This window comes from Neobacillus sp. GCM10023253, assembly GCF_042653105.1.
GTDB classification, from domain to species: domain Bacteria; phylum Bacillota; class Bacilli; order Bacillales; family Cytobacillaceae; genus Neobacillus; species Neobacillus citreus.
Map to the genome: position 1 here is coordinate 115185 of NZ_JBHSHV010000019.1, position 26580 is coordinate 141764.

25 protein-coding genes are annotated in these 26580 nt (G+C 41.0%); 18 read left to right on the forward strand and 7 right to left on the reverse strand.

Annotated features, from left to right (window positions below; genetic code table 11):
- Positions 1 to 6 precede the first annotated feature (6 nt).
- Together ACFPA1_RS21815 and ACFPA1_RS21820 are read left to right on the forward strand one after the other, a co-directional pair.
- A complete protein-coding gene (locus tag ACFPA1_RS21815; RefSeq protein WP_378585524.1) occupies positions 7 to 570 on the forward strand; it encodes a 2-oxoacid:acceptor oxidoreductase family protein in 564 nt (187 codons plus the stop codon).
- Between the two features lie 168 nt (positions 571 to 738).
- The gene (locus tag ACFPA1_RS21820) at positions 739 to 1080 is read left to right on the forward strand and encodes a cupin domain-containing protein (protein WP_378585527.1); all 342 of its coding nucleotides are present in this window, start codon (positions 739 to 741) and stop codon (positions 1078 to 1080) included.
- 18 nt (positions 1081 to 1098) lie between these two features.
- Here ACFPA1_RS21820 and ACFPA1_RS21825 read toward each other — a convergent pair whose 3' ends face one another.
- Entirely contained in the window at positions 1099 to 3273 is a 2175-nt protein-coding gene (locus ACFPA1_RS21825; RefSeq protein WP_378585530.1) for an MMPL family transporter, read from the reverse strand.
- Between the two features lie 221 nt (positions 3274 to 3494).
- Between ACFPA1_RS21825 and deoC the strand changes: the two genes are divergently transcribed.
- Positions 3495 to 4169 carry a deoxyribose-phosphate aldolase gene (gene deoC, locus ACFPA1_RS21830; RefSeq protein ID WP_378585532.1) on the forward strand — a complete coding sequence of 225 codons (675 nt, stop codon included), beginning with the start codon at positions 3495 to 3497 and terminating at the stop codon, positions 4167 to 4169.
- A 48-nt stretch (positions 4170 to 4217) separates the two neighbouring features.
- On the opposite strand, the gene ACFPA1_RS21835 is transcribed toward deoC, so the two are convergent.
- Together ACFPA1_RS21835 and ACFPA1_RS21840 are read right to left on the reverse strand one after the other, a co-directional pair.
- Entirely contained in the window at positions 4218 to 5219 is a 1002-nt protein-coding gene (locus tag ACFPA1_RS21835) for an inorganic phosphate transporter (RefSeq protein WP_213141124.1), read from the reverse strand.
- Positions 5220 to 5230: 11 nt separating this feature from the next.
- Positions 5231 to 5848 (reverse strand): DUF47 domain-containing protein, encoded by a 618-nt coding sequence (locus tag ACFPA1_RS21840; RefSeq protein WP_213116750.1) that lies wholly within the window; start codon positions 5846 to 5848, stop codon positions 5231 to 5233.
- 309 nt (positions 5849 to 6157) lie between these two features.
- Here ACFPA1_RS21840 and ACFPA1_RS21845 point away from each other — a divergent pair, with 309 nt between their 5' ends.
- Positions 6158 to 6412: a GlsB/YeaQ/YmgE family stress response membrane protein gene (locus tag ACFPA1_RS21845; protein WP_213141333.1), complete on the forward strand. Its 255-nt coding sequence runs from the start codon at positions 6158 to 6160 to the stop codon at positions 6410 to 6412.
- Between the two features lie 38 nt (positions 6413 to 6450).
- Here the strand turns inward: ACFPA1_RS21845 and ACFPA1_RS21850 are convergent, their stop codons facing one another.
- Positions 6451 to 7374, reverse strand: coding sequence for an RluA family pseudouridine synthase (locus ACFPA1_RS21850; protein ID WP_378585536.1), 924 nt, complete (start codon positions 7372 to 7374; stop codon positions 6451 to 6453).
- Between the two features lie 127 nt (positions 7375 to 7501).
- On the opposite strand from ACFPA1_RS21850, the gene ACFPA1_RS21855 reads away from it, so the two are divergent.
- Positions 7502 to 7900 carry a YhcU family protein gene (locus ACFPA1_RS21855; RefSeq protein WP_213141122.1) on the forward strand — a complete coding sequence of 133 codons (399 nt, stop codon included), beginning with the start codon at positions 7502 to 7504 and terminating at the stop codon, positions 7898 to 7900.
- Between the two features lie 199 nt (positions 7901 to 8099).
- A complete protein-coding gene (locus ACFPA1_RS21860; RefSeq protein WP_213141121.1) occupies positions 8100 to 9842 on the forward strand; it encodes a phospho-sugar mutase in 1743 nt (580 codons plus the stop codon).
- Positions 9843 to 9959: 117 nt separating this feature from the next.
- Here the strand turns inward: ACFPA1_RS21860 and ACFPA1_RS21865 are convergent, their stop codons facing one another.
- A complete protein-coding gene (locus ACFPA1_RS21865; RefSeq protein ID WP_213141120.1) occupies positions 9960 to 10214 on the reverse strand; it encodes a YhdB family protein in 255 nt (84 codons plus the stop codon).
- A 198-nt stretch (positions 10215 to 10412) separates the two neighbouring features.
- On the opposite strand from ACFPA1_RS21865, the gene ACFPA1_RS21870 reads away from it, so the two are divergent.
- The 12 genes from ACFPA1_RS21870 (at position 10413) to ACFPA1_RS21925 (ending at position 24061) form a co-directional block, all read left to right on the forward strand.
- The gene (locus tag ACFPA1_RS21870; RefSeq protein ID WP_213141119.1) at positions 10413 to 11822 is read left to right on the forward strand and encodes a SpoVR family protein; all 1410 of its coding nucleotides are present in this window, start codon (positions 10413 to 10415) and stop codon (positions 11820 to 11822) included.
- 122 nt (positions 11823 to 11944) lie between these two features.
- Positions 11945 to 12700, forward strand: coding sequence for a GTP cyclohydrolase II (locus ACFPA1_RS21875; RefSeq protein ID WP_213141118.1), 756 nt, complete (start codon positions 11945 to 11947; stop codon positions 12698 to 12700).
- On the forward strand, positions 12693 to 13787 hold the full coding sequence (gene ribD, locus ACFPA1_RS21880; RefSeq protein WP_378585542.1) for a bifunctional diaminohydroxyphosphoribosylaminopyrimidine deaminase/5-amino-6-(5-phosphoribosylamino)uracil reductase RibD: 1095 nt from the start codon (positions 12693 to 12695) through the stop codon (positions 13785 to 13787). Before ACFPA1_RS21875 ends, ribD begins: the two co-directional genes overlap by 8 nt.
- 189 nt (positions 13788 to 13976) lie before the next feature.
- Positions 13977 to 15152, forward strand: coding sequence for a hypothetical protein (locus tag ACFPA1_RS21885; protein ID WP_378585544.1), 1176 nt, complete (start codon positions 13977 to 13979; stop codon positions 15150 to 15152).
- A 98-nt stretch (positions 15153 to 15250) separates the two neighbouring features.
- On the forward strand, positions 15251 to 16204 hold the full coding sequence (locus tag ACFPA1_RS21890) for an NAD-dependent epimerase/dehydratase family protein (RefSeq protein WP_213141115.1): 954 nt from the start codon (positions 15251 to 15253) through the stop codon (positions 16202 to 16204).
- Positions 16188 to 17120 carry a lysylphosphatidylglycerol synthase transmembrane domain-containing protein gene (locus tag ACFPA1_RS21895; protein WP_378585546.1) on the forward strand — a complete coding sequence of 311 codons (933 nt, stop codon included), beginning with the start codon at positions 16188 to 16190 and terminating at the stop codon, positions 17118 to 17120. Before ACFPA1_RS21890 ends, ACFPA1_RS21895 begins: the two co-directional genes overlap by 17 nt.
- Before the next feature lie 2 nt (positions 17121 to 17122).
- Entirely contained in the window at positions 17123 to 18616 is a 1494-nt protein-coding gene (locus ACFPA1_RS21900) for an alkaline phosphatase family protein (protein ID WP_213141113.1), read from the forward strand.
- Complete coding sequence (locus tag ACFPA1_RS21905) at positions 18576 to 19337, forward strand: glycosyltransferase family 2 protein (protein WP_213141112.1); 762 nt, start codon at positions 18576 to 18578, stop codon at positions 19335 to 19337. The genes ACFPA1_RS21900 and ACFPA1_RS21905 overlap by 41 nt, the downstream gene beginning before the upstream one ends.
- A 100-nt stretch (positions 19338 to 19437) precedes the next feature.
- Complete coding sequence (locus tag ACFPA1_RS21910) at positions 19438 to 20193, forward strand: hypothetical protein (RefSeq protein ID WP_213141111.1); 756 nt, start codon at positions 19438 to 19440, stop codon at positions 20191 to 20193.
- Between the two features lie 39 nt (positions 20194 to 20232).
- Positions 20233 to 21156: an FTR1 family iron permease gene (locus ACFPA1_RS21915; protein ID WP_213141110.1), complete on the forward strand. Its 924-nt coding sequence runs from the start codon at positions 20233 to 20235 to the stop codon at positions 21154 to 21156.
- A gap of 68 nt (positions 21157 to 21224) precedes the next feature.
- The gene (locus ACFPA1_RS21920; protein WP_378585549.1) at positions 21225 to 22694 is read left to right on the forward strand and encodes a hypothetical protein; all 1470 of its coding nucleotides are present in this window, start codon (positions 21225 to 21227) and stop codon (positions 22692 to 22694) included.
- A gap of 26 nt (positions 22695 to 22720) precedes the next feature.
- The gene (locus tag ACFPA1_RS21925; protein WP_378585551.1) at positions 22721 to 24061 is read left to right on the forward strand and encodes a UDP-glucose dehydrogenase family protein; all 1341 of its coding nucleotides are present in this window, start codon (positions 22721 to 22723) and stop codon (positions 24059 to 24061) included.
- 33 nt (positions 24062 to 24094) lie between these two features.
- On the opposite strand, the gene ald is transcribed toward ACFPA1_RS21925, so the two are convergent.
- Together ald and ACFPA1_RS21935 are read right to left on the reverse strand one after the other, a co-directional pair.
- Positions 24095 to 25228, reverse strand: a complete 1134-nt coding sequence (ald, locus tag ACFPA1_RS21930; RefSeq protein WP_378585554.1) for an alanine dehydrogenase — start codon at positions 25226 to 25228, stop codon at positions 24095 to 24097.
- Positions 25229 to 25359: 131 nt separating this feature from the next.
- The gene (locus ACFPA1_RS21935; RefSeq protein WP_241114025.1) at positions 25360 to 26535 is read right to left on the reverse strand and encodes a PucR family transcriptional regulator; all 1176 of its coding nucleotides are present in this window, start codon (positions 26533 to 26535) and stop codon (positions 25360 to 25362) included.
- Between the last annotated feature and the right edge of the window lie 45 nt (positions 26536 to 26580).

Sequence of the window (26580 nt, forward strand, 5' to 3'; positions counted from 1 at the left end):
GAGGGGGTGGGCGGAATTATGCTTGAGGAAATGATTATTGCCGGCTTTGGTGGCCAGGGAGTGATGTCGATGGGACAGCTGATTGCCTATGCCGGTATGCTGGAAGGGAAAGGTGTCTCCTGGCTTCCTTCGTACGGCCCGGAACAGCGCGGCGGGACAGCGAACTGTGCGGTAGTGGTCAGTGATGAACCAGTCGGCTCTCCAGTCGTAACTCGGCCGTCAACGGCGATTATTTTAAATAACCCTTCCTTTGACAAGTTTGAACCTCGTATTCGTCCGGGCGGGCTGCTCATCGTTAATTCGTCGCTGGTGACCAAGGCTTCTGTGCGGGAAGATATTAAACTGATTGAAATACCAGCAACCGACATGGCCAATGATCTTGGCAATTCGCGTGTGGCCAATATGATTTTATTGGGGGCGTTCCTGTATTATGCGCAAGTCGTTTCAGAGGGGGCCGTCATTGAATCGTTGAAGAAGGTTCTTGGCGAAGAAAAACAGCACTTGATTGAGGTCAATAAATTGGCATTGCAAAAGGGAGCGTCTTTTGTTGGGGAGAGAATACCTGTTTAATGTGGGGGCCAGCCGGGGATTCGGCTGGCACTTTTCAGTATATCTGTTTACATTTCCCTGCCCGCCCAATATTTTTGAAAAAATAGTGACATATTAAAAGAAGTGATACAACTCACTTAAATGAAAATGATTATCATTTATAATGAGAACATAAAGGAGGTATCAACAATGGAAAAAAATTCAGTTAAAGCATATATGGAATACAGTGAAGAGAAGTTCACAAAAAGGATTATCTATAAGAAGGGTGAAACGACAGCATTCGTTTTAAACTTTCTGCCAAATCAAACCCTCCCAACTCATAAACACCCGGGAACAGAGGTTTATCTGTATGTTCTAACCGGCAGCGGCACAATCATCATAGATGGAACAGAGACAGCAGTATCTGAGGCAGACCTCATCCATGTTCAAAGCGAAGAGGAAACGGCCTTCAAAAATACGGGCAGCGAACCTGTAAGTTTATATGTAGTATTAAGTAAAATTCCAAGCGAGCTATATGCTAAAAATATTTAACAGCAAAAGCCAGCCCAATCAGGCTGGCTTTTTACGATGCGATACATCACGTTTATTCTTGAACCCAAAGAACCACCAATTCCAATCACCCAACAGCTTCATTAAAGAAGGAACAAGGACCATGCGGACAATGGTAGCGTCAATAAAGATGGCGACCGCAATGCCGACTCCCAATTGCTTGATTGGCATAACGCCTGTAAAAGCAAAAGCACCTGTCACGACAATCATAATCGCTGCAGCGGAGGTAATAATTTTACTCGTGTACGTTAAACCGGAAATGGTCGCTTCAGTATTATCGCCCGTTTTCAGATAAAACTCCTGAATTCGGGAGATAAGAAATACCTCGTAATCCATGGACAATCCAAATACAAGCGTAAACACGAAAACGGGCAGAATCAATCCGATGTTAACGGGAGAAACCCCGAGATGTCCTTCTTGGAAAACCCATACGACAATCCCAAATGTGCAGCCAAGGCTCAAGGCATTCATCAAGATGGCTTTAAGCGGAATAAGAATCGACTGAAAAGCAGCCATTAAAATTACCAAAGTTGAAATCATAATCAACAGCAAACCATACGGAGCCTTCTTGATAATTTCATCAAAGATTTCCTGCTCGAACTTAATGGGACCGCCAACCGAAGCCTTCACACCTAAATCTTTGGCGGACCAATCCTTAACCCATTGCCGGGCTTTAGCTGAATGCTCGCCGGTCTTTAAGTAGACTTCAACAAGCATTTTATTTTCACGGACGAAGTGATCGAAAACTGGGGTGAGCTTGCTCATTTCACCATAAAGCAGCAGCTGTTGGAATTGCGCTGCATTCTTAATGCCAAAAGCAGAAAATGGCGAATCGACCGTATAAACCAGTGGGTCCTTCTCTAATTTATTGATCACTAGACTTACCTTTTCGAGATTATCCCTCGTCAGCACACCGCCGCTGGTCTCCAGAATAATCGATACCTTCTTTTCATCGCGTTTTTCTTTTTCAAAAAAATGCTCTTTAAATTTTTCTAAAGCGACACGCGACGGATAATTAGGCGGCAGGGAATCGGTGCCTGGAATCGTCAGAACCATTTGCTTCACGGGAATCAGTTCGACCAGCAAAATGGCAAGAGCGCAGACTGCCATCAAAACGGGCCGCCGCATGACAAACTTGGCAAATAAATACCAGCCGCTTACCCGATCGTCCGAAATCCGTAAAATGCTAAATTTATTGATTCTGTGTCCCAATAGTGCCAAGAACGCCGGCAGAAACGTTAAAGAACAGAGTGCAGAAACAAGGACGACCGTCATTCCGCCGAGTGCGACATTTTGAAAAATATCAATTTGGATAAACCAAAGCCCTGATAACCCGATAAAGACGCAGAGGCCGGAAAAAATAATGGACCTGCCAGCTGTGGCAACGGTAATCGCGATGGCCTCGCCAACAGATTTCCTGGTTAGCTCTTCCTTATAACGGTTAATAAATAACAGCGCAAAATCGATACTCAAGGCAAGGCCAATCATCGGTACAATATTCAAGATAAAAATGGTTAGGTCGATGCTGTAACTGAAAAAATAAACTGTCCCCATGGTGGTTAAAATGGATACCACACCAATAATTAGAGGAAGGGCTGACGCGACAAGACTGCCGAATGCGAGGATGAGAACTAGCAGGGCGATCGGCAGGCCAATCATCTCCGCTTTCGCCAAATCCTCTTGGCTGGCTGTATTTAAATCTTTAACAATGATTGGTTCCCCCGTCATCGTTACCTTTAACCCATTTTTGTTTCTCAGCAGCTTTTTTAAATCGCTTATTTCTGCCCCAAGGCTTTCCGCTTTTTTATTAAAGGTAAGCAGGCCATAAGCGTAATTCCCTTTTATCATACCGTCCCGGGCAAAGGGGGGAATGATGTCCTCTGCATGGTCAAAGTCCTTTAGCCTTACAAAGGTTTCCTCCATAAAATCCCGAAACTTTTCATCGCTGATGCCTTTTTCTTTTTGAAAAACAAGGATGATCGAGGACTTGGCTTGTCCAAAGTCTTTTTCCAAAATCCGCCTTGTTTCGTTATATTCCCCCTTATATTCAAAACCGTTTCCGCTTAACACAGCAGGCAGTTTCAAAGCGAAAAAGCCAAACAGGATAATGGCTAAAACCCAAACCAGCATCACCCCTTTTCGATTCCGATAAATGAATCCACCGAGCTTTTCCACCCCATCACCCCCAATAAAAAATAACAATCAAATTAAGTATACAAAATATTACAGGGATAAACGTTTGACTTTTTTATGACTTTTTAAAAAGAAAACCTTTTATAAAGATTTCCCTTCTTACCAGTTGAAAATGTACATATTTACAAATGTTCCACCGCTTTGTTATAGTAATTCTGGACAAACTAAGATACATAACGAGTTAAAAATAGGGGGAATTAGCAATGAGCCAAAACATAGCCAGACTGATTGACCATACATTATTAAAACCAGAAGCAACAAAAGAGCAAATCGTGAAATTAGCGGAAGAGGCAAAAGAATATTCATTTGCTTCCGTTTGTGTAAACCCTGCCTGGGTAAAAACAGCTGCTGAAATACTTAAAGATTCACCGGATGTTAAAGTTTGTACGGTCATCGGCTTTCCGCTTGGGGCAACGACCTCAGAGACGAAAGCATTTGAAACAAAGAATGCGATTGAAAATGGTGCAGATGAAATCGATATGGTCATCAACATTGGTGCCCTTAAAGCTCAGCAGGATGATTTAGTTGAATCGGACATCCGCAGTGTTGTGGAGGCGGCGAAGGGGAAAGCATTAGTTAAGGTTATTATTGAGACTTCGCTGTTGACGGATGAGGAAAAGAAACGTGCATGTGAGCTTTCCGTCAAGGCTGGAGCTGATTTTGTTAAAACTTCTACAGGATTCTCAACCGGCGGGGCGACGGTTGAAGATATCCGCTTAATGCGCGAAACAGTCGGCCCGGATATCGGTGTTAAAGCATCCGGGGGCGTAAGAAGCCGAGAAGATGCCCTTGCAATGGTTGAAGCCGGGGCAACAAGGATTGGTGCGAGCTCAGGTGTGGCCATCTGTAAAGGAGAAGTTTCCTCCAGCAATTACTAATAATATGAAGAAAAGAGGCTGTCCTTTAAGGGACAGCCTCTTTCGTGACTAAAAGAAAAGGTTGAGAACGTAATACAAAATCCCAGCTAATAGTGCGGTTATTGGCAGAGTTATTACCCAAGTAATCAGCATACGTTGGGCTGTATCCCATTTTACGCCTTTAAGTCTGTGAGAAGCACCAACACCTAAAATTCCGGAAGAAATTACGTGTGTTGTACTAACTGGCAAATGAATGTAAGTAGCGCCAAAAATAATTGCTGCCCCGGTTAAATCAGCGGCAACCCCGTTAATTGGACGGATTTTCATGATTTTGCCGCCAACGGTTTTTATAATTTTCCATCCGCCAATAGAGGTGCCAAGTCCCATCGCTATGGCACAGGATAATTGGACCCAAAAAGGTACCTCGGCATTATGTGGAAGATACTGATTCGCAATTAGTGCCATAGTGATAATCCCCATCGATTTTTGGGCATCGTTTGTTCCATGTGAATAAGATTGCAATGCCGCAGTTGCGATTTGGATAAAACGGAAATTTCGATTTGTTTTTGTTAAATTGAAATTTTTAAAAACAACTTTAAAAATACTATAAATAATGAAACCAACAACAAAAGCTAAGATAGGTGAAATGATTAGAGCTTCTAGAATCTTTATAAATCCAGTGTAATTTAAAACATTGAGTCCTTCCGCAGCAACAGCAGCACCGGCGATGGAACCAATTAGTGCGTGGGAAGAACTGCTCGGAATTCCGAAATACCAAGTAATTAAATTCCAGGCAATTGCTGCAAGCAGTGCAGCTAAGATAACAATTGAACCGTGTGCTAAATTAAATGGGTCAACGATATCCTTTGAAATTGTTTTAGCAACGCCTGTGAACGTAAGGGCCCCGACGAAATTCATGACAGCGGCAAGCAAAATTGCTTGTCGTGGTTTCAATGCTTTTGTCGAAACCGAGGTAGCAATTGCATTTGCCGTATCATGGAAACCGTTAATAAAGTCAAATGCGAGAGCCCCGATGACGATTAAAATTGTAAGTATTAAGACAGCACTCATATTATGACTCCTTACGCATTTTTCATGATAATGGTTTCAAGAATATTGGCAACGGTCTGGCAGCTGTCGGCAACGTCCTCAAGGTTCTCATAAATTTCTTTATATTGAATAATACGGATTGGATCCTTTTCCACATTAAACAAATTTTTAATGGATTGTCGTAAAATATTATCGCATTTGGATTCAAAATCCTTAATCTTAATTGCATGTTCTCTGATTTGCGGAAGCTTTTTATTGGATAAAAGCTCTACGGCTTTATCAATTTCAATAACACTGCCTCGAATAGCGTCCACAAACTGAAGCATGAAATCATCTGCCTGAGTGATGGAGTACATTTCAAATAATGCGGAAGTTGCTTCAAGACCATCTAATACATCGTCCATTACCATCGCAAGGTGAAGGATGTCTTCCCGTTCGATTGGTGTGATAAAAGCATCATTTAATTCTTTAATAACTTCGTGAACAAAGGAATCTCCCTTCGTTTCGATTTCCTTCATTTTTTCAGAGAAAATTTTTAAATCACTGACGTTTTTCAGTTTATATTCTGTAAAAAAATTTGCCCCTTCTTTAAGGTTGGAAGAAATATTGCTTAGCAAAACTGAGAATTTGTCATTTTTTTTAAATGCCATTAGAGATACCCTCCATTATTGTACGTGTTGTTCATCAACGGAATAATTTTATATGAAGATTGTCTAAAAAATAAATAATTTAAAAATAAATTTACAAAAACTTAACAAAAGAATTTTCAGACAATTATTTTGCGGATGTCCTAGTTTACTTTTGCCATGATGCCAAAATTTATGTATGAATTATTTCATAGCCATGAGTAAAAAAAACAAAACAGGGTAATTTATAAGGTAACAGGCAGACATCCTTAGATGATTTGCTTGGCAGGCTCAAGAAAAAATCGAATGAATACTAAAAAAGGAGTGTTCTATGTGAGCTTTATTTGGGCATTAATTGTTGGCGGTATAATCGGTTGGTTAGCCGGCCTTATTGTAGGAAGAGACGTACCTGGGGGAATTATTGGTAATATCATTGCTGGTTTTGTTGGTGCATGGCTGGGGACTCTGGTATTGGGAAACTGGGGCCCGCATGTGGCTGATTTCGCCATCATACCGGCGATCATTGGTGCAGCAGTCCTAGTGCTTTTATTAAGCTTTATCATGAGGTCCTTCAGGAAAGCTGATTAATCATTATGAGGAAAGCCTCCCGAATTTTGGGAGGCTTTTTATAGTGAGTAAATATCAAATTCTTTAAAAATAATCGGGTCATCCGTAAATGGTCCATATACAACGATTTTTTCCTCTGTTAAAGGATGGGTTAACGCCAGTTTTCCGGCATGGAGGGCTTGTCTGTTGACGAGCGGTTTCCCACCGTAAACAACATCCCCAACTAAAGGGTGGCCTAGATGGCTTAAATGCACGCGAATTTGGTGCGTTCGCCCCGTATCAAGCCAGCATTTTACGTAGGATAAATTACGCTTTCTGTCTTCCTTCACCACTTGATAATGAGTAATCGCGGCTTGCCCAGAGGGGGATACCCTTCTTTTGGTGGGGTGATGCCGATCTCGGCCAATCGGGGCATTGATCGTCCCTTTTTTTTGCTTCAACAATCCATGGACCAAGGCAAGATATGTTCTTTTGATTTCTCTTTTTGCAAGCTTTCCGTCCAGAAGTGCTCCAGCAAGTGCGTGTTTAGCCAGCAGGATGGCACCGGAGGTATCACGGTCCAAACGGTGAATCTGACGGACATCCCTGATTTCCCCTTTGGCCTGCAAATAAAAGGCCGCTGCATTGATTAAAGTTTCGGTATCTTTTTCAGGGTCATTTGGATGAGTGTTCATAAACGGCGGTTTATTCATAATCAATAAATGGTCATCCTCAAAGAGGACATCGATATCCAGATAGTTGGGGATCGCATGCGGTTCCTCTTCGGTAAATAATTGAATTTGCAGTTTCGAGCCCTCTGAGAGCGGTGCCGTCCAGGAGCATTCCTTGCCATCAACCTGAACCTTTTTCTCCATTCGAAACGCATGTGTTAACTTTTTAGGGGCTTCCCATTCATGACGGAAGATTTCTTCGATTGTCTTTCCTGCCCATTTTTTAGGAACGATAATCTGAAACCATTCCCCGAGCCGCATTGTTTTCAGCATAATATCTCCTTCTTATTCCAGCAGGGCAGCTAACAGTAATTACCACCCTAAATACAAACTAAGATATGTTATTCTTATCATATATAATACGACAGAAATAAGCGCGTGAGCAAAGGTGGGTTATGGAGTGAAGATCGTTTTTGCCTCGACTCCAAGTCAGGAAGAAAAAATTTGTGAGCTCGTGGGATATATTTATTCCAATATATTTCCGCTATATTTTACGGACGAAGAAATAAACCGCTTTGAAAAATTAAAAATATTGCATACCTCTAAACAACATTTTGAAGAATTCAGCACGTTAAAGGATGCGTTTCAAGTGATGGTCAGTATTCAAACATTAATATCGATACTGGAGTCACCTCAGCTTGACGACCAATACGAAGCTATTTTTAATAAAAATGCAGCAAACCTTCATGAATTTGGCTTGTTTTTTCCGTTTGAGTTTGAACAGTTTGCCGAAGCAAAAAGCATGAAAAATACTGTTCTCAGCATATACACGAAGGCAGATAACCAACTGCTTATTTAATAGAGGAAAAAGCCGTTTTGGGGCTTTTTCTTTTTTTTATAAAAAAACCGCTCATTTTAAGGTAATATAAGTATTGGATTGCCGAAAATATTGTGTCTGCGAAAATTGTCGGGATTTTGACGCTGCGTTTTAAAGGAGTATCAAACACCCGCTTAGAACCAATATTAGGTATAGATAACATACTGGAGGGAACCTAAAAATGGATTGGAGAACTGCAGCTAAGAGCTGGTTAGAATTTAAGGAATTGGATTCCGAATTAAAGAGCCAATTAGCAACGCTTGAGCAAGACGAAAAACTGCTCGAGGAGGCTTTTTATAAAAATTTAGAGTTTGGAACAGGCGGAATGCGCGGAGAACTTGGTGTCGGGACAAATAGAATGAATATATATACGGTCCGCAAAGCATCAGCTGGCCTGGCTGCATACATAGAAGAGCAAGGGGAAGCAGCAAAACAACGCGGCGTTGTCCTTGCGTTTGACTCTCGCCATAAATCACCGGAATTCGCGCTGGAGGCTGCCAAAACCTTGGCAACGCGTGGAATTCAAACCTATGTGTTTGATGAGCTTCGCCCTACTCCGGAGCTTTCCTTCGCCTTACGTTATTTAAACGCATTTTCGGGGATTGTTATTACTGCCAGTCATAATCCACCGGAATATAACGGTTATAAAGTATACGGATCAGATGGCGGCCAGCTGCCGCCGGAGGCTGCTGATCAGGTTATTGCGAAAGTAAATGAAATTGGCAATGAATTGGTTATCAAGGTCGATAAGGAAGAAACTTTAAGAACAGCCGGATTAATTAAAACGATTGGTGAAGAAATTGATCAAGCATATATCGAAAAGCTAAAGACGATTTCCGAAAATCCGCAGCTTGCCGAAGAAACAGATCTTCAAATTGTCTTCACACCTTTGCATGGGACGGCCAATAAACCTGTTCGGGCTGGGCTTCAGGCATTAGGCTATAAAAATGTAACGGTGGTAAAGGAGCAGGAGCTACCTGATCCCGAGTTTTCAACCGTGAAAAGCCCTAACCCAGAAGAACATGCCGCATTTGAATTAGCCATTCGTGATGGCAAAGCAGTGGGGGCGGACCTGTTAATTGCAACAGACCCAGATGCTGACCGCCTGGGCATAGCTGTGCAAAATCCAGAGGGTGAGTACGTAGTCTTAACCGGCAACCAAACCGGAGCATTATTGCTTGATTACTTACTTTCTCAGAAACAGCAAAAAGGAACTTTGCCGCAAAACGGTGTCGTGTTAAAAACCATTGTCACCTCTGAATTAGGACGCAAAATTGCATCAGCCTATGATTTAGAAACGGTCGATGTACTAACTGGCTTCAAATTCATTGCCGAAAAGATTAAGCAATATGAAGAAACAGGTGAACATACGTATTTATTTGGCTATGAAGAATCTTACGGCTATTTAATCGGCGACTTTGCCCGTGATAAAGATGCCGTTCAAGCAGCCCTTTTGGCAACAGAGGTTTGCGCGTATTATAAGAAACAGGGATTGACTTTATATGAAGGAATGATGCAGGTTTTTGAAAAATACGGCTATTACCAGGAAGGACTTCGCTCTTTAACATTAAAGGGAAAAGAAGGAGCAGAATTGATTCAGCGTATTTTGGCTTCCTTCCGCAGCGAACCGTTAACGGGGCTTGGTTCCTTAAAAACGGCTGTAACAGAAGACTATTTAACAGGAAATAGAACGATTGATAACCGGGAAGAGAAAATTGCTCTTCCGAAATCCAACGTGCTGAAGTATATTTTTGAGGATGGATCATGGGTATGCTTACGCCCATCGGGAACTGAGCCAAAGGTTAAATTTTACTTTGGTGTAAATAGCGGGACGCTTGCAGACAGCAAAAGCAAATTGCAAACCATTGAAAAGGACTTCATGGATTTGGTTGATCAAAAGGTTAAGCAAGTTCAAAACGTATAGTTTTATTTATGAAAACACGGCTTCCAAAACGTTTTGGAAGCCGTGTTTTTTTTGGTGGAATTCATTGGTTTGATTTGGAAAAAGGTTCTTTAATAAAATCAGTATCCACTTGATGTTTCAGGAAAGACTATACATCGGTATCTCAGTTGGCGATTGTTCAAATGTTTCGTTGGCATGGTCAATGTAGCGAAGCAGGCTGTATAATTTGGTCTCGATAACGGAATAGTCGCGTTCAAAATTGTAGGCGTGCAGGAAATGTTCAATCTTCTTAGATAAGAACTGGTCTGTGGTTCTTACCATTAATATCAGTAAATTATCCCATTCAGACCGGTGTGTATAAAACAGCGCCCGGTCATAATCCAATTTATTCATTTAGTTTTCTCTCCTCCTTACTAGGAGTTGAGATTATTTTATGAAGTTTTGCGTTGAACTTTCACGCAAAAATTTGGACACCTTGTCCTCACAACGTTTTCAACATTTACCTGTATATTTTGTAATTGTTATTATCTTGTTTCATCAATCCTTCTGTTTCTTCATACATTGTGGTAAGAGGAAAAGGGGGAATGGCTGATGAATGAGGGAGATAAGAAAGCACTCGAATATGCGATCGATGAAATAACGGAAATCGCCAGCGGTTTTGGCTTAGATTTTTATCCGATGCGTTATGAAATTTGCCCTGCCGAAATCATTTATACATTTGGAGCTTATGGGATGCCGACCCGATTTTCACACTGGAGCTTCGGGAAGCAATTTCACAAAATGAAGCTTCATTATGATTTAGGTCTAAGTAAGATTTATGAACTCGTCATTAATTCGGACCCATGTTACGCATTTTTGCTGGATTCCAATTCGTTAATCCAAAATAAACTGATTGTTGCCCACGTTTTGGCCCATTGTGATTTCTTTAAAAACAATGTCCGGTTCCAAAATACAAAACGGGATATGGTCGAAAGCATGGCAGCTACGGCGGAAAGAATTCATCAGTACGAAATTCAATATGGAAAAAAAGAAGTGGAAAGTTTCCTCGATGCAATATTGTCTATTGATGAGCATATTGACCCTTCCTTGATGCGTCCAAAATTGGCATGGTCTTTGGAGGACGATGAGGACGAGGAAGAACAGCGGGCAGTTTCACCGTATGATGACCTTTGGGGCTTGGATAAAAAAGACGAAAAGGATTCAAAGCCGCCACGTCGAAAGAAATTCCCGCCAAGACCAGAGAAAGATATATTACTCTTCATTGAAACATATAGCCGCGAACTGGAGGATTGGCAGCGTGATATTCTTACGATGATGCGGGAAGAAATGCTGTATTTCTGGCCACAGTTAGAAACAAAAATCATGAACGAAGGCTGGGCCTCTTTCTGGCATCAAAGGATACTGCGGGAAATGAATCTGACAAGCGGAGAATCCATTGAGTTTGCCAAATTAAATGCGGGGGTCGTTCAGCCGTCGAAAACGGGAATTAACCCTTATTATCTTGGCTTGAAAATTTTCGAAGACATCGAGGAAAGATATAATAATCCGTCTGAGGAAATGAAAAGACGAGGTGTTGAGCCAAATTCTGGACGGGAAAAAATATTTGAGGTTCGGGAAATTGAATCGGATATTTCCTTCCTGCGGAATTATTTAACGAAGGATTTAGTGTATAGGGAAGATATGTATCTTTTCCAAAAGCAAGGCCGCGATTATAAGATTGTTGACAAAGAATGGGAGCATGTCCGCGACCAATTAGTGAATATGCGGGTAAATGGCGGATTCCCGTATATCACGGTAAATGATGGCGACTATATGAAAAATGGCGAGCTCTATTTGAAGCATTGGTTTGAGGGTGTAGAGCTTGATGTCAAATATCTTGAGAAGGTTCTGCCATATGTTCATCAGCTTTGGGGCAGACCGGTTCATATGGAAACAACCATTGAAGATCGGTCTATGTTATTTTCCTATGATGGTAAAGGAGTTCACCGCAAGTACTTATAAATATGCACGTAGTGACAAACATGATATCATGTTAGAGGCTGAAAAATTCAGTCTCTTTTTTATTTGTGTCATAAATGAAAATACATACCTTAATCCAAACTAATCTTAAGGGGGATTGAATAATGAAAGATACCAAATTGGATTCTAAAGTGCTTGATGTGCTTCAAGATAAAATTCAATTAATTAAAACAGAAAAGGGTGCCATCTATTTAGTTGGGCCGATTCGCCTTCCAGTAAATTTATACGGTGAAACCGTTGTATTTCAGTGGTATTGTTGGCTGAATTGTAATGAGGTAACAGAGGATTTTGAACGGATTATTGATAAATTGTCTTCGGTTAATTTAGCGGAGCTTCAACAATCCAGTGTTCTTGTATATGGTGATTTCACATATGGTGAGGATGCCATCATGCGAATGCATTCGATTTGCCACACAGGCGATATTTTTGGCAGCAAAAGATGTGACTGCGGCTTTCAATTGAAACGGTCCATGAAAATGATTGTCGAACATGGGACAGGCGCCTTGTTTTATTTGGCCAATCATGAAGGGCGTGGAATTGGCTTATTTAGCAAGGCAATGGCCTATATCCTTCAAGAAAATAATTATGACACCGTCGAGGCGAATCATGCGCTTGGCTTTGTGGATGATGCCAGAAATTATAGCGATGCCATTCAGGTCCTGAAAGCATTGCGCACTAAACCGGTAACCTTGATTACTAACAATCCAAAAAAATTAGATGCATTGAAAAACGCTGGTCTGCCTGTTTCCGGAAGGAAGCCGTTATGGGGAGATGTATCCGAGTATAACGAAAAATACCTGCAAACAAAGATTAACCGTTCCGGCCATTTAAAGGACGAGGGGACTTGTCCAAATGACTAATCACGAGTTTTATATGGATTTAGCATTAAAAAATGCTGGGGCCATGAAGGGACAGACAGACCCCAATCCATTAGTGGGAGCGGTGATTGTTAATGATAACCGGGTGGTCGGAATCGGCGCCCACTTAAAGGCCGGTGAACCGCATGCCGAGATCCATGCCTTAAGGATGGCCGGTGAGAAAGCAAAAGGCGGGACCATTTATGTAACCCTTGAACCATGTTCCCACTACGGAAGGACAGGCCCTTGTGCTGTTGCTTTAGTGGAAGCAGGGATTAAAAAGGTGGTCATCGCAACCCTCGACCCGAACCCGGTGGTAGCGGGCAATGGCGTTAAAATTCTTAAAGATGCCGGAATTGAGGTTATAATCGGCGTTCGGGAAGCGGAATCCAACCGAATGAATGAGGTTTTTAATAAGTTTATCGTTCAAAAAACGCCATTTGTGGCCATGAAGGCTGGATCCACCCTGGACGGGAAAATTGCCACACACACCTCTGACAGCAAGTGGATTACCTCCGAGGAAGCAAGACTCGATGTCCATCAGTTACGAAATGAACATATGGCGATTCTTGTGGGAATTAATACTGTAATAAAAGATGATCCGGAATTAACGGCACGCATTCCGAATGGACGGAATCCGCTCCGGGTTATTTTAGATTCCACCTTAAAAATTCCGCTGGATGCTAAAGTGGTTACGGACAATCTTGCACCAACCTGGATTTTTACCAGTGAACAATATGATCAGGAAAAGCGCAAAAGATTAGAGGACTTGGGAATCAAAGTTTTTCAAACAAATGGGTCAAACCGTGTCTGCCCAGAAGAAGTTGTACGTATTTTGGGAGAAAATCTCATTTCCTCGGTGTTTATTGAAGGGGGAGGGGCGGTTCATGCTTCTTTCCTTGAAAAAAAACTGATTGATAAAGTGGTATTGTATTTTGCTCCGAAGTTAATCGGAGGCCATAATGCCCCGACATTTCTTGAGGGAACAGGCATTGAGAAAATGCGTGATGCAGTTGAATTAACAGACTGTTCCTTTACACCAATCGGAAAAGATTTTAAGTTCATTGGTTATCCAAAATATAATTTTTAAAAAGTTGACTGCCTTAATAGTTAGATTAGGGCAGTCTTTTTTATAAACGTAATAAAAAGTGTATATTTTGTGAAAACTAAAAAATGAACGTTGACATTGAGAATCATTCTCTCTATAATCAAAAATGTGAATGATAATCATTATCAAATAAATGGTTTACATAACCAAATTAATCGGGGGAGTAACAACATGTCACTAAAATTGAAACTTATTACATTACTTGCAGCCATTTCACTTATTCTTGGTGCATGTGGAAAAGCGGAAGAGACCGAAAACAAGCCAAAGGTTGAAAATACAGAAAAGCAGGCTGAAAAGAAAGAAGCTGCAGAAAAAGAAGAAGCAAACTATGCAGATGCCTATAAAGAGGCTATTGCTGAGCTTGATAAAGCCAAAGAAGGCAAAGAAGTCGATTTTAATAAAGTAACAGAATTGTATAAAGCTAATTTACAAGAATTAGTTAAACAACGTGATGCGGAATTCCAAGATACTCTTGATGAAAAAATTACAGCCTCTTTAGCAGCAGGTAAAGACGGCTCCATGGACAAAGTGGTTGTAAGGCAAATTTTTGATAAATTAATGCAAAAGGTATTCTATACAACAATCAAACATGAATTCACGGAAATTGGTGAAAACTGGGGCAAAACAGAAGAAGTGAATAAAGAGGTTGAAGAAGCAAAAGAATTCTATGCCATTATCAAATCGACTGTTGAAAAGCGTGATGCTGCCTATGGAACAAACATGGTAAGCGCCATTGAGGGCGGCTTTAACGAAGTGGATAATGGTATTAAGAATAATGACCAATTGGCAGTAAACTTAGGTAAGCAAGTAATTGATAAGACGTTAATGAAGACCTTCTATCTTGCAACCGGTGCGCTTCCAAACGGCTATGCAACAAAAGCAGCAGCTGAAGCACAGAAGGATGCTGCTCTTGCAAAGGTTGAACAGGCTGAAGGATGGGCTTTCTTCCAATCCATTTATACTTACTTAAACAAGCATGCTGCTGACGAGACTGCCTTTATTGAGAAGCAATTTAATCTTGAAACAGATGCCAAAACCATTGATCCAGCCGCTGTTAATAAAGCATTTGTTCGAGGCTTTGCGAAAATTGCCATTGATGAATACAAGGAAAGCAAAGAAGCCATTGGTGAAGATAAAGGGGTTATCACTGGTTTAGAGGGAGCTCTATTTATAGATGTCATCGGTGATGATATCAAAGGTCTTATTGGCGAAGCTGAGTATAAGTCTTTAACTGAAAAAGCGCAAAAATATGTGGAAACGGCAAAAGCGAAAGATAAAGCTGCCGGGGAAACACAGGTTGACGAACTTATTGCTTCTCTTAACAGCATTATAGACAAAGCGAAATAATCTTGAAGGAGAAACCTTGGTTAAAGACGCAAGGTTTTTCCTTTTGTTCCCGGTTATGAGAAAATGGGAATATTACTCTGTTGTAGAGGTGTTTTTACTTGAAAATAATCGTCACTGGTGGAGCAGGGTTTATTGGTTCTCACCTATCAAGCAGGTTGATAAAAGAAGGGCACCAAGTGCTCATTATTGATGAATTACACCCGTATTACTCTGTTGAAAGGAAAAAGCGGCAGCTTGAAATGATCAAACATGCCGGGGAATTTTCCTTTTATCAGAAGAGCCTGATTCATCATGAAGGGGAAGTAAGAGACCTTTTTCATTTATTTAAGCCTGATACGGTCATTCATCTAGCTGCCATTCCAGGAGTCCCTAACTCGATTTTGGTTCCGAATGAATATGTAGATTATGACATCAAGGCAACTATTAACGCATTAAGATTCGCTGGTGAAGCAGGTGCCAAGCAGTTTATTTTCGCTTCGTCATCGTCCGTCTACGGTGACCAGCAAAACATCCCGTTAAAAGAAGACATGGCTAATGGAACAGTCGTTTCCCCGTATGCGGCGGCTAAGTACGGCGCAGAAGCGTTTTGTCATGCCTACTCGACCATTTATGATTATAAGGTATCGATTCTTCGCTTTTTTACGGTTTATGGCCCATGGGGACGTCCGGATATGGCGATCACGAAATTTATTAAACAGTTGATGGCTGACCAGGAAATCGTCGTATTTGGGAGCAAAACAGCCAGGGACTATACATATATTGATGATTGCGTTTCAGGAATCATTAGTGCGTTTCAGCAAAAGGATCAATACGCTATTTTTAATATCGGTTCAGGCAGTCCAATCCTGATTGAAGAGTTAATCAAGCAGCTGCGCGGTTTTTTTCCCGGAATGAGGGTCAAACATACTGACTTTCGTCAGGGTGATGTCCAATCAACATGGGCAGATATTTCGAAGGCTAAGGGCGAGCTTGGCTTTCACCCGTCTATGTCATTTACTGATGGACTGAGCAGAACAATTGAATGGGCAAAGGCGCATGCAAAAGAGATTTAAATACATAGCAGGGGTCATTCTTTTTGGAATCTTTATTTATTTGTCCATACTGTATTTTCATGTTGGAGAATTTTTAGAAGAAACGAAACGGTTCTTTTGGGAGAGCCCCTATCTGATTATTGGGGTGATGATTTGCTATAGTTTATCGTTTATACTCAGGGCCGAAGCTTGGAAGTTGTATTTTGGGAATAGAGTCAGATTTTATAGCTGCCTGGAGGGTGTGCTCTTAAGCCTATTCATAAACCATATTACTCCAATCAAGCTTGGCGATGCTGTCAGGATAGGCGTTTTGTCTATAAGAGAAAAACAGGTGAGCCCGGGGGAATCCCTCCAATCCGTGGTTGTCCTTCGATCTATCGATATGGCTATGCTCTTGTTATTTTCTTTTATTGGCTTGATTGTTTTTGCAAAGGCGTTTGTTTTCCGGTATTCAATCCTGTTCATTGTTATTTTAGCCATTGCTTGTCTAGTAGGAGGCATCCTGTTGTGGAGGTTTCTTCCCAGGTTTGTTCACAGGCAAATCCAATTAGTTAAAACCAACCTATCAGGAAGGAAAGCCTTGCTTATTTTTCTTATGATTGCCGTAAGCTGGGCATTAGAAGGCGCGGTAATATGGGGAGTTACTTCTTCCATGGGCAGTGGCCTTTCGATATATAAGGCTATTTGGGTTAACTCGATTACCGTTGGCGGACAAATTTTTCAAATTACACCTGGTGGCATCTCTACATATGAATCTGTCATGACAGCTGCATTAACGACTTTTCATTTTTCTATTAAAGACGGCTATATGGCGGCCATCATCAGTCACAGCTATAAATTTGTCTTTTCTTATTTGGCTGGAATGTTGCTGCTCCTCCATTCCCCTGTGTCAAAAATCAAACAAATTAAAGAAATCCTAGTAAGGAGAGGATTATAAGAATGAAAAAAGCATCATCTTTTGAAAAAGCAGCAGCAAGATGCTGGAATCTTTTGAATGAAGGGAAGCCCTTTACACCAATTTTTACAGTTGGGACAATGGTGATTTACTCGGTTGCAAACTTCGGAAAGTCCGGCTTCCTAGCCGATTTTTTGCTAGGCCTGTTAGCCATTTTGCCATTGCTTGTGATCTATTACGTATTTGATTTCCCGTTATTTTTAAGAAATTATTTATGGATTCCGCTAGTTGCCTATCTTATTATTTGGAACAACGTGAATCTAGGATTACTGTTTACGGCAGTAGGATTATATTTCTTCTTTACCGTCTTTTTTTGGGGCACCTTTTATTATCATTTACGAATTGGTACCTCATGGCTTAATTTTACCCGCTTTTGGAAGCTTGTCTTGAAAAACAGCGATTCGACCAGTGGTAATGCCCAAGAACAGCTGCCAAAGTTTCTTTTATTATTATCACTATGGAATTTTTCGCTTTCAGAACATACATGGTCAGGGGCTGAAATCGGACAGCTTATCCTGTTTTATGTAGGAGTCTTTCTATTTTCATGGATTCTTCACAAAAATCTCTTCGATTGGAAGCCAAAGGTTATTCCAACCTACACCTCTAATGTTGTGGCAACCTCAAGGGAAATCAATCAAAAAGTGATTGTGATGGTCATTGACGGGATGAGAAAGGAAAGGTTTGAGGAAGCGAATACACCGTTTCTTGATTTCTTAAGAAAAAATGGTACTGAGTATGCCCGGATGGAAACGGTCTACCCTGCTCGGACTGTTGTTTGTTTTTCGTCTATGTTTACCGGAACCTATCCATTTGAACATGGGATTAAATCCAATATGGTGTGGAAGCTCGGAATTAAGGTCGAAAGCGTCTTTGATAGTTTAAGAAAGGTTAGTAAAAAGGGGTCTCTTTTGGCAGTGGCCCATCTGGTGGATTCGTTTGGCAGTGATGTTGATACGTTCACGGCGGTCATGCATAACGATGTTGTCGATCGAAAAATTATCGAGAGGGCAAAGTTGATTATGGACGAAAAAAATCCCGATTTGCAAATCGTCCAGTTGATCAGTACCGATCAAACCGGCCACAGCCGAGGAGTCTTATATGACGAATATATTCAAAAGATTGAGGAAGCCGATACGCTAGTCAAGGAGTATTATGATTGGCTAAAGGAAAAAGGAAGACTGGAAAATTACACGTTCATCGTCTGTGCGGACCATGGCCAGGCGGATGGCATTGGCGGTCACGGTCACCTTGATGAAGGTGAACGGTTCGTACCATTTTTTATGTACGGACCGGCCATTGAGAGCGGCAAAGTGGTCGAAGAAAAGCATAGCTTGGTTTCCCTTGCTTCAACGATTTCCTATTTATTAGGGGCGCCGTTTCCAAATAAAGCCCGTGGGCCAGTATTAAACGAAGCAATTAGGAAGGAAGTATTAATAAATGATGCAGCAAAAGGTGATCGTATTTCTTCCAGCTCATAATGAGGAAGAGTCAATCGCGGAGGTTATTAAAAAGATACCTAGAGATTTTAATCCACGTGTGCAAGTAGAAGTTTTAGTTGTCAATGACGGCTCCAGTGATCGAACGGTTGAACAATCCCTAATGGCTGGAGCGGATTATATCTATACATTTGAAAAGAATCAAGGATTAGGGGCAGCTGTTCGAAAAGGATTGGAGCTTTGTGTAGAGAAAAAGGCTGATATTGGTGTCATGATTGATGCGGATAATGAGTATCCTGCTGAGCAGATTCCTGAATTAATTGAACCCATTCTAACTGGAACCAGCGACTATGTTATGGGGTCAAGGTTTATGGGAACAATTAAAGGGATGAAGTGGAACCGGAGACTCGGAAATTATTGTTTTACGCTGCTTCAAGCACTCTTACTGCGGAAATGGATCTATGATGGCCAATCCGGCATGCGGGCTTTTTCTAGACAGGCAATGATGGAGGCAGAAATCATTCATGATTATAACTATGCCCAAGTGCTTACATTAAATCTAATAAGAAAAGGGTTCCGAATGAAAGAAATTCCTATTCATTATCAGGTCCGAAAAGCTGGAGAATCATTTATTAAGTTTAGGGCCTATATGACCTCAGTCCTGCCTGCCATTATCAAAGAGATGACAAGGCCTGTTAGAAAGAGAAGAGTTTATCTTGAACAAGGCAGCGTTTTTCCGTTAATGAATAATAAGAAGGATTAATAAGTATTATAAATATGTTATTTATGTGAATTTCTAATTTGGTGGATTGACAGCGAAGATGATAATCATTATCATTATCAGTGGAGGAGGAAATTTTTTAATGAAGAAATTTTCAGTATTGTTTTTCATTACTTTTTTAATAATAAATGCCCTTTCCATTCACGGGGTGGAGGCTTATTCCTACGGTGACCCCAACGAAGAGAAAGTTGCTCAAGTTTACAAAGAAATGCTCGTAAAACTTGATGAGAATCCTCCAAATTTTACAGCTGCAAAAAAGTCTTATGAATCTGTTCAAGAAGAAATTGATATGCACATGGGGCCTGAGCCATCCAAGCTTATTCTTAAAAACTTGGCAGATGAAGATAAACAGGCGCTAACCGATAATATGGAGAAGCTTCTTGTCTTAAATATCGCGAGACGCCTTGATAGTATTGAAAATAATTTTTCAGAATATGAGACTACGAAAAGACTCCTTGCTAAAGGATTTGCTACATACGAAGCATTGTCACCAAAGGTTGAAGCTGAGCATCCGGAAAACGATAAGAAAATCCGAGCGGATTTTGATGAGGCACTTCAAGCATTGGGGAACCCTGGTTTGTTTGGCGTAGGGAAAAAGGAAGCTAGTCTAGATTCCTTTAAGCAAAATAAAGATGACATTTTGGATACTTTAAAAACAGAATTTAAAATAAAAAGCCTTGATGTAGGACATTTTTCAGAGAGTGCGACAGAGTCTAATGCCGGTGGCAAAAAGGATTGGACAGATGTTTCGAATATTCGAAATTGGATTCCGCTGATCTTAATTGCTGCAGTGATCATTGCAGTTGTCGTATTTGTTGTTCGAAGAAGAAGGAAATAATAAAACGAAAAGACACCTTTGGAGAGAGGAGAGGCGGCTGTGGAAATTCAAGCGCTGCTGATAACATTTCGGGAAGTTTTAGAGGCATTGCTCATTGTCGGGATTATTACGACCTATTTAAAAAGAGTGAACCAAAAGCAATACACAAAATATGTCTGGTTGGGAGCAGGCCTTGCCGTCCTGGCGAGCTTCGGGGCGGCCTTGTTATTCCAGGTCGTGTTTACTGGATTTGCGGCAATGGGAAGCGAGATGTATCTGAAAATAGGGATTATGCTTGTTTCAACCGTCCTCCTCACGCAAATGGTGTTTTGGATGGCCAGTCATGCTCGTGATTTAAAAGGAAACATGGAAGGGAAAATGAATAAGTTTATTACGACCGGCAACGTTGTTGGCATGGTCATTCATTCCTTTCTGGTCGTCCTTCGAGAAGGAATTGAAACGGTATTTTTCTTTGCTGCAATAACCGGCGGTAACATTGGCGCTGCAATGCAGGGCTGGGGTGCAATAACCGGGGTGATCATCGCCGCTGTCGTCTCGTATTTCTTCTTTAAAGGAACAATGAGAATTCCATTAAGCACTTTCTTTAAACTGACTGGTGCATTTATTATTTTAATTTCCGCAGGGTTATTGGTACAGGCGATTTCGATGATGCAGGATTTAAACATTATCGGTAGTGTCATTCCACATGTATATGACCTTACCTGGTTTTTACCTGAGCATCCGATTGACTATAGCCATTATCTTCGTGATCATGGTACTGCGCCGCTCATTTCAGGGGATATTGGCATCTTTTTAAAGGCCTTATTCGGCTATTCATCGATGCCTTCGATTGAAGAGGTACTTGCCTATATTGGTTATTTTGTCGTTATTTTATTGCTTACTTCCTCAAAAAATGCTCCGGTAAAAGCAAAAAAGGAAGAAGCGGCCAAATCAGCCAAACTGCTTAAACCACAGGCAAAATAGTTCAGCGAAACTTAAAAGTACAAGGCGGACGCCTTGTACTTTTTCTCTTACCAAAAGCAGGTGATTATATGAAATTAGAAGGATTCAAGCGTGGATTTCTAATGGCATTAAGCATGGTAACAATCATAACTGTGAGTGCCTCTCAGCTTTATTTTTTAAATCCATTCGCCTCAACATGGGATCAGGTGGATTTTTCCCTGGCGGTGATTCGTTTTGATTTAATGGCTATGCAGCCCCATTTTCCTGGATATCCCTTCTTTATATTGGGTGGAAAAATCCTTTATCCTTTTTTAGAAAATCCAGCAGTGGCCCTGACCATGTTTAATATTCTGGCTTATGCAAGCTCGCTATTTCCGATTTATCGGCTCTTTCGAAAATTACTGCCTGTCCACTTTTCATGGCTGGCAACGGCCATCATTTTTTCGCAAACCTATATTGTGATCATGGTCAATCAGCCGATGTCAGAAGGGGCGGCGCTCGCAGTCCTTTGGTGGTATGTTTGGAGTCTTACATTAGCTATGGAAAGACACAATTCCTCCTTTATTTTATTGCCATTAGGCATTTTAAGTATCATGCTAGGTATCCGTCTTTCCTATCTGCCGTTTGCATTGGGCATCTTGTTTTTGTTTTATTGGAAATGGAAAAATGGGCTTCTAACATTAAAAGAGGCCGGTTATTATGCTCTCTTTGGGCTTGTCTTTCAGGCCTGCTGGGTTGTCGCTCTGATCATCTCTGAAGGAAGTCTGACAGGTTTTATTAAGCTTTCTTTAGCCTTTACAAGTGGCCATTTCACAGATTGGGGCGGAGCAGTCGAAACATCTGAGATTAGTTTTTTGAAGAGATGTTCGATATTTTTATGGGATAATATTCTTTGGACAGGTATTGCCGCAAAAGAGTACATAATTGCTGTTATTTATCTTTGCTTGTTTATAAGGATAGGAGTTAGCAGTAGACCCAAAATAGAGTATGAAGCAAGAAAGCCTTTTGTGAATTTAATTTATCTGTTGTTTTTCAGTTATTTTTTATGGGCACTGCTGGCACAAAATATTGAGAAACCAAGGCATATCCTCCCGCTTGCGGCTCTGCTTATTTTCTATCTTTGTTTTCAGCTTTTCGCAAAAAGGATTCCCTGGTTCATAACCGTCATGGCCGTTATTTTGCTTGGATTTCAAACTGTAAAAAGTGTGGAGTTATTAAAAGCGGAAGCGGCTGAACAGCCTGCCGTTTATCAAATGAATGCGTATATTGAAAAAATGAATGAACCGGTTATTCTTTACACATGGGAGGAAACACGGGTATTGCAATATTTACATGCACCGTACACCCACAAAAGGATTAACACGTACCAATTATTTCAAATGGAAACAAAATATTATCAAGGAAGAACGGTGCTGCTGACGGACAAAGTAGTAAAAGGGTTTGTTTCACAGGGGGGGTCCGTTAAGGGGAAGATAAAAAAGCTGAAGAGCTTCAAGTCACGAGAGCTTTATGACCCAGTTTATAATGAAATTACCTTATATAAATGGATCGACCATTAATGATTGTAATAGAAAGGACTTAAGCATTGAAAAAAATTGCGATCGCGGGAACAGGATATGCTGGACTAGTCACAGGGGTTTGTTTAGCGGAGATTGGTCATTCGGTCATTTGTGTTGATAAAGAATCTACTAAAGTTGAAATCCTCAAAAAAGGAAAATCAACGATTTATGAACCTGGCTTGGAAGAGATGCTAAAGAGAAATTTAGAGGCGGGCAGGATTTCATTTACAGCTAGTTCTTCTGAGGGCTATAAAGATGCGGAAATCATCATCATTACTGTGGGAACGCCAAAAACAAAAGATGGATTGTTAGATTTGCACTATATTAACCAAGTCTCAATCGAAATCGGCCAATCCATTGTTCGTCCAGATGTCATTATTGTAACGAAAAGTACCGTACCAGCCGGAACTAGTGAAAAGATTAAGGAATGGATTAAGTTAAATAGTCCCCAAAAGCTCAATTTCCACATTGCGGCAAACCCGGAGTTTCTTCGTCAAGGTTCAGCTATTCATGATATGTTTCATGGGGACAGGATTATTATCGGTTCGGAGAGTGAGTATGCCTTAAATTGCTTAGAGGATTTATATAAGCCATTTGGCATTCCAATTATGAAAACAGATACAAGCAGTGCAGAACTAATTAAGGTTGCTGCAAATGCATTTTTGGCCTTGAAAATTAGTTATGTGAACGCCCTGTCCAATTACTGCGAACAAATCGGAGGAAATATTGAAGATGTAGCAATGGGAATGGGGATGGACAATCGGATTGGGCTGTCGTTCTTAAATGCCGGCATCGGTTTTGGCGGCTCATGTCTTCCGAAAGATACCGAGGCACTTGTTAATATGGCACAAAAGGCAGGAGAGCCAAACAAACTGCTGGAGGAAGCATTACAGATTAATCGAAGGCAGGAATTACGACTATTCCAAAAGGCACAAACCAGATTTTCTAATTTAAAAGGGAAGAGAGTAGCGATATTGGGACTTGCCTATAAACCTGATACAGATGATGTCCGTGAGAGTGCTGCAATCAAGCTGGCAAGGCAGCTGGTGAAGGAGGAGGCCTCGATCATTGGCTTTGATCCTGTGTCAATAGAGAATGCCAAATTGGAATTAGGGGAGCTCATCTCCTATACAAATTCACTACATGAGGCACTTAAGGGGGCTGATTTGGCGTTGATCGTGACGGATTGGGAGGAAATTAAAACGATTGACCTAAACAGCTTTTCTGAGCTCATGAAACAGCCGGTTGTTTTTGATGGAAGAAATTGTTTTCAGCTTGAAATCGTTGAAAAATATCCAATCGAATATCACTCAATTGGCAGACCCAGTGTATATGGAAAAATGAAAAAAGGAAATCCCGTAAGTTAAAAGGGGATTTCCTTTTTGTAAGGAGGCGTATGATTATTTTGAGGAAAGTTCCTTTTCCAATGCGATTTCAACAGGTACATAAGCATATCCCAAATCGTGGGCAACTGCCTCATAAGTGATTTCTCCGTTTGCCACGTTTACGCCAAGTTTCAATGCTGGGTTCTCCGAAATCGCTTTACAAACGCCTTTACCCGCAATTTGAAGGGCATAAGGAACCGTAACATTCGTTAAGGCAATAGTAGAGGTCCTAGGAACCGCACCTGGCATATTGGCAACAGAGTAGTGTATAACTCCATGCTTCTCAAAGGTTGGGTTATCATGGGTGGTCACGTGATTAATTGTTTCGACGATGCCGCCTTGGTCAATTGCCACATCAACAATAACTGACCCCGGCTTCATTGCTTTCACCATTTCTTCTTTGACAAGCCTAGGCGCTTTTGCACCTGGAATTAACACTGCCCCAATTAACAGATCAGCTTCAGCAACCGCTTCCCCAATATTATATGGATTGGACATTAATGTTTTAATTTGATTTCCGAAAATATCATCAAGCTGGCGCAGGCGGTCCGCACTTAGGTCAATAATCGTTACGTCAGCACCTAAGCCGATGGCCATTTTAGCTGCATTTGTTCCGACAACACCGCCGCCAATGATGGTTACTTTTCCGCGGTTTACTCCTGGTACACCGGCAAGCAGAATCCCTTGGCCGCCGTTATTTTTTTGCAGGAATGCGGCTCCGATTTGGGCAGCCATTCGGCCAGCCACTTCACTCATCGGCGTTAGCAATGGAAGTGTATTGTTTACCGATACGGTTTCATAGGCAATCGCACTGACGCCCTTATCTTTAAGTGCCTGTGCCAAAGCAGGCTCAGCAGCAAGGTGTAGATAGGTAAATAAAATCAGCCCTTGCCTGAAGTATTGATATTCACTAGCGAGCGGCTCTTTGACTTTCATAACCATATCCGCTTTTGTCCAGACCTGTTCGGCGCTATTAATAATTTGGGCGCCGGCTTTTTCGTACGATTCATTATTGAAACCGCTTCCAATTCCGGCGCCCTTTTCGATTAAAACCGTGTGGCCGGCATTAATAAATGAAATAACACCTGCTGGAGTAAGTGCTACTCGATTCTCATTATTCTTTATTTCTTTAGGTACCCCGATAATCATCTTGTTAATTCCTCCCTAATCTTCAATCAAAAATCCTATGGATAAAGTATAAAAGGTTTAGGGAAGAATTTCTTTGTCAGGAAAGAAAAATAATGTTTTAACTTTTTGGGGATTTTCACAAAAAGTTTTGTTTAAATCCCCTTGTATTTATTAAGCTTTAAATCAAGGTAGAGCATCATTTTTTGATTAGGGTCTTTAAAATTAATGTCGCCAATTTCGGAGATTCGCTTTATGCGATAGGCCAAAGTGTTGGCATGGACATTCAAATCCTTCGCTGCATCGTTTATATTGTCATCAAAGTTTAAGAAACTCTCCAATGTTTCAAGAAGATTGCTGTTATGTTTTTGATCATATTCGTGAAGCTTTTTTAAGGAATAGTTCTCGTATTCTTCATTTCTTCTTTTTTCTAAAAGCAAATCAAATAACTGATAAATGCCCAGCTTTTGATAGTTAATGATGTCTTTTGTTTCCTTAGGGAATTTGTCTTTTACCGTTAATACAGCATTTGCTTCATCGTAAGCTTTGCTGATTTTTGAATAATCCTCATAAATGCCGCTGCAGGCGGGGGTAATCTCTTTAATTCCGAAGCGGTCATCTAATTTAGCAGCAAACATTCTCGCAAATTGATCTAGTTCTGGGATCGGGTTTTCAAAATAATCAGCTGCGGCCAGTAAGATAAGCTGGTTGCAATCAATGGCATAAAGCAAAATTTTGACCCGCTGAGTTGTCTTTAATAAATAGGAAATAGCCTGTTCTTCTTTGGTTGTAATGTTGTGCGGCAGTTTGTAAACCTGCACGGCAAAGAATTTAGCGGGAGTTATTTGTAGAAAATGGAAGTGCTCCATAATTTCCCTAGATGAGTTCAAATGCCGGGTTAACAGTTTCCAAAAGAATTCCTGGGTACGTTCTTCCTTTTTATTTTTTCTTGTCTGAAGCTGCAGCAGTTTGTTTTTGACTGCGTCCGCAGCATTTTTTAATAAGGTAAAATCCTCGTTTGTTAATGACCGATCGATTTCAAGGGCCCAAATGAATCCTAATACCTCATCCTGCTTCCAAATTGAAATCGCGACCCGATGGCCAAGACCGATATCCTCCATGTTTTTTACCCGAATTGGTTCCTTGGTTTTAAGCAGGGCAGGAATGGTTCCTTCTTTCCATAATTGATTAATAACCTTTTCAGGTACTCGGCGGCCAATAATGGTGGAAATTCGAGCCGGATCCGTTCGCTCGTCATGGGTGCTATAGGCAAGCAGACGATGGTTCGCATCTTCAATCGTAATCGGGCATTTAAGCACCTGGCTGATCATGTCGGCAAATTCATCTAAACTATCAAAAGCAGCCTTAAAAGGGTC

Excerpts from the sequence above, each read along its gene's own strand:
- ACFPA1_RS21820 (WP_378585527.1), top strand. The coding sequence starts at position 739 with ATGGAAAAAAATTCAGTTAAAGCATATATGGAATACAGTGAAGAGAAG.
- deoC (WP_378585532.1), top strand. The coding sequence starts at position 3,495 with ATGAGCCAAAACATAGCCAGACTGATTGACCATACATTATTAAAACCA.
- ACFPA1_RS21835 (WP_213141124.1), bottom strand. The coding sequence starts at position 5,219 with ATGAGTGCTGTCTTAATACTTACAATTTTAATCGTCATCGGGGCTCTC.
- ACFPA1_RS21840 (WP_213116750.1), bottom strand. The coding sequence starts at position 5,848 with ATGGCATTTAAAAAAAATGACAAATTCTCAGTTTTGCTAAGCAATATT.
- ACFPA1_RS21850 (WP_378585536.1), bottom strand. The coding sequence starts at position 7,374 with ATGCTGAAAACAATGCGGCTCGGGGAATGGTTTCAGATTATCGTTCCT.
- ACFPA1_RS21860 (WP_213141121.1), top strand. The coding sequence starts at position 8,100 with ATGGATTGGAGAACTGCAGCTAAGAGCTGGTTAGAATTTAAGGAATTG.
- ACFPA1_RS21865 (WP_213141120.1), bottom strand. The coding sequence starts at position 10,214 with ATGAATAAATTGGATTATGACCGGGCGCTGTTTTATACACACCGGTCT.
- ACFPA1_RS21870 (WP_213141119.1), top strand. The coding sequence starts at position 10,413 with ATGAATGAGGGAGATAAGAAAGCACTCGAATATGCGATCGATGAAATA.
- ACFPA1_RS21875 (WP_213141118.1), top strand. The coding sequence starts at position 11,945 with ATGAAAGATACCAAATTGGATTCTAAAGTGCTTGATGTGCTTCAAGAT.
- ribD (WP_378585542.1), top strand. The coding sequence starts at position 12,693 with ATGACTAATCACGAGTTTTATATGGATTTAGCATTAAAAAATGCTGGG.
- ACFPA1_RS21885 (WP_378585544.1), top strand. The coding sequence starts at position 13,977 with ATGTCACTAAAATTGAAACTTATTACATTACTTGCAGCCATTTCACTT.
- ACFPA1_RS21895 (WP_378585546.1), top strand. The coding sequence starts at position 16,188 with ATGCAAAAGAGATTTAAATACATAGCAGGGGTCATTCTTTTTGGAATC.
- ACFPA1_RS21900 (WP_213141113.1), top strand. The coding sequence starts at position 17,123 with ATGAAAAAAGCATCATCTTTTGAAAAAGCAGCAGCAAGATGCTGGAAT.
- ACFPA1_RS21905 (WP_213141112.1), top strand. The coding sequence starts at position 18,576 with ATGATGCAGCAAAAGGTGATCGTATTTCTTCCAGCTCATAATGAGGAA.
- ACFPA1_RS21910 (WP_213141111.1), top strand. The coding sequence starts at position 19,438 with ATGAAGAAATTTTCAGTATTGTTTTTCATTACTTTTTTAATAATAAAT.
- ACFPA1_RS21920 (WP_378585549.1), top strand. The coding sequence starts at position 21,225 with ATGAAATTAGAAGGATTCAAGCGTGGATTTCTAATGGCATTAAGCATG.
- ald (WP_378585554.1), bottom strand. The coding sequence starts at position 25,228 with ATGATTATCGGGGTACCTAAAGAAATAAAGAATAATGAGAATCGAGTA.
- ACFPA1_RS21935 (WP_241114025.1), bottom strand. The coding sequence starts at position 26,535 with ATGATCAGCCAGGTGCTTAAATGCCCGATTACGATTGAAGATGCGAAC.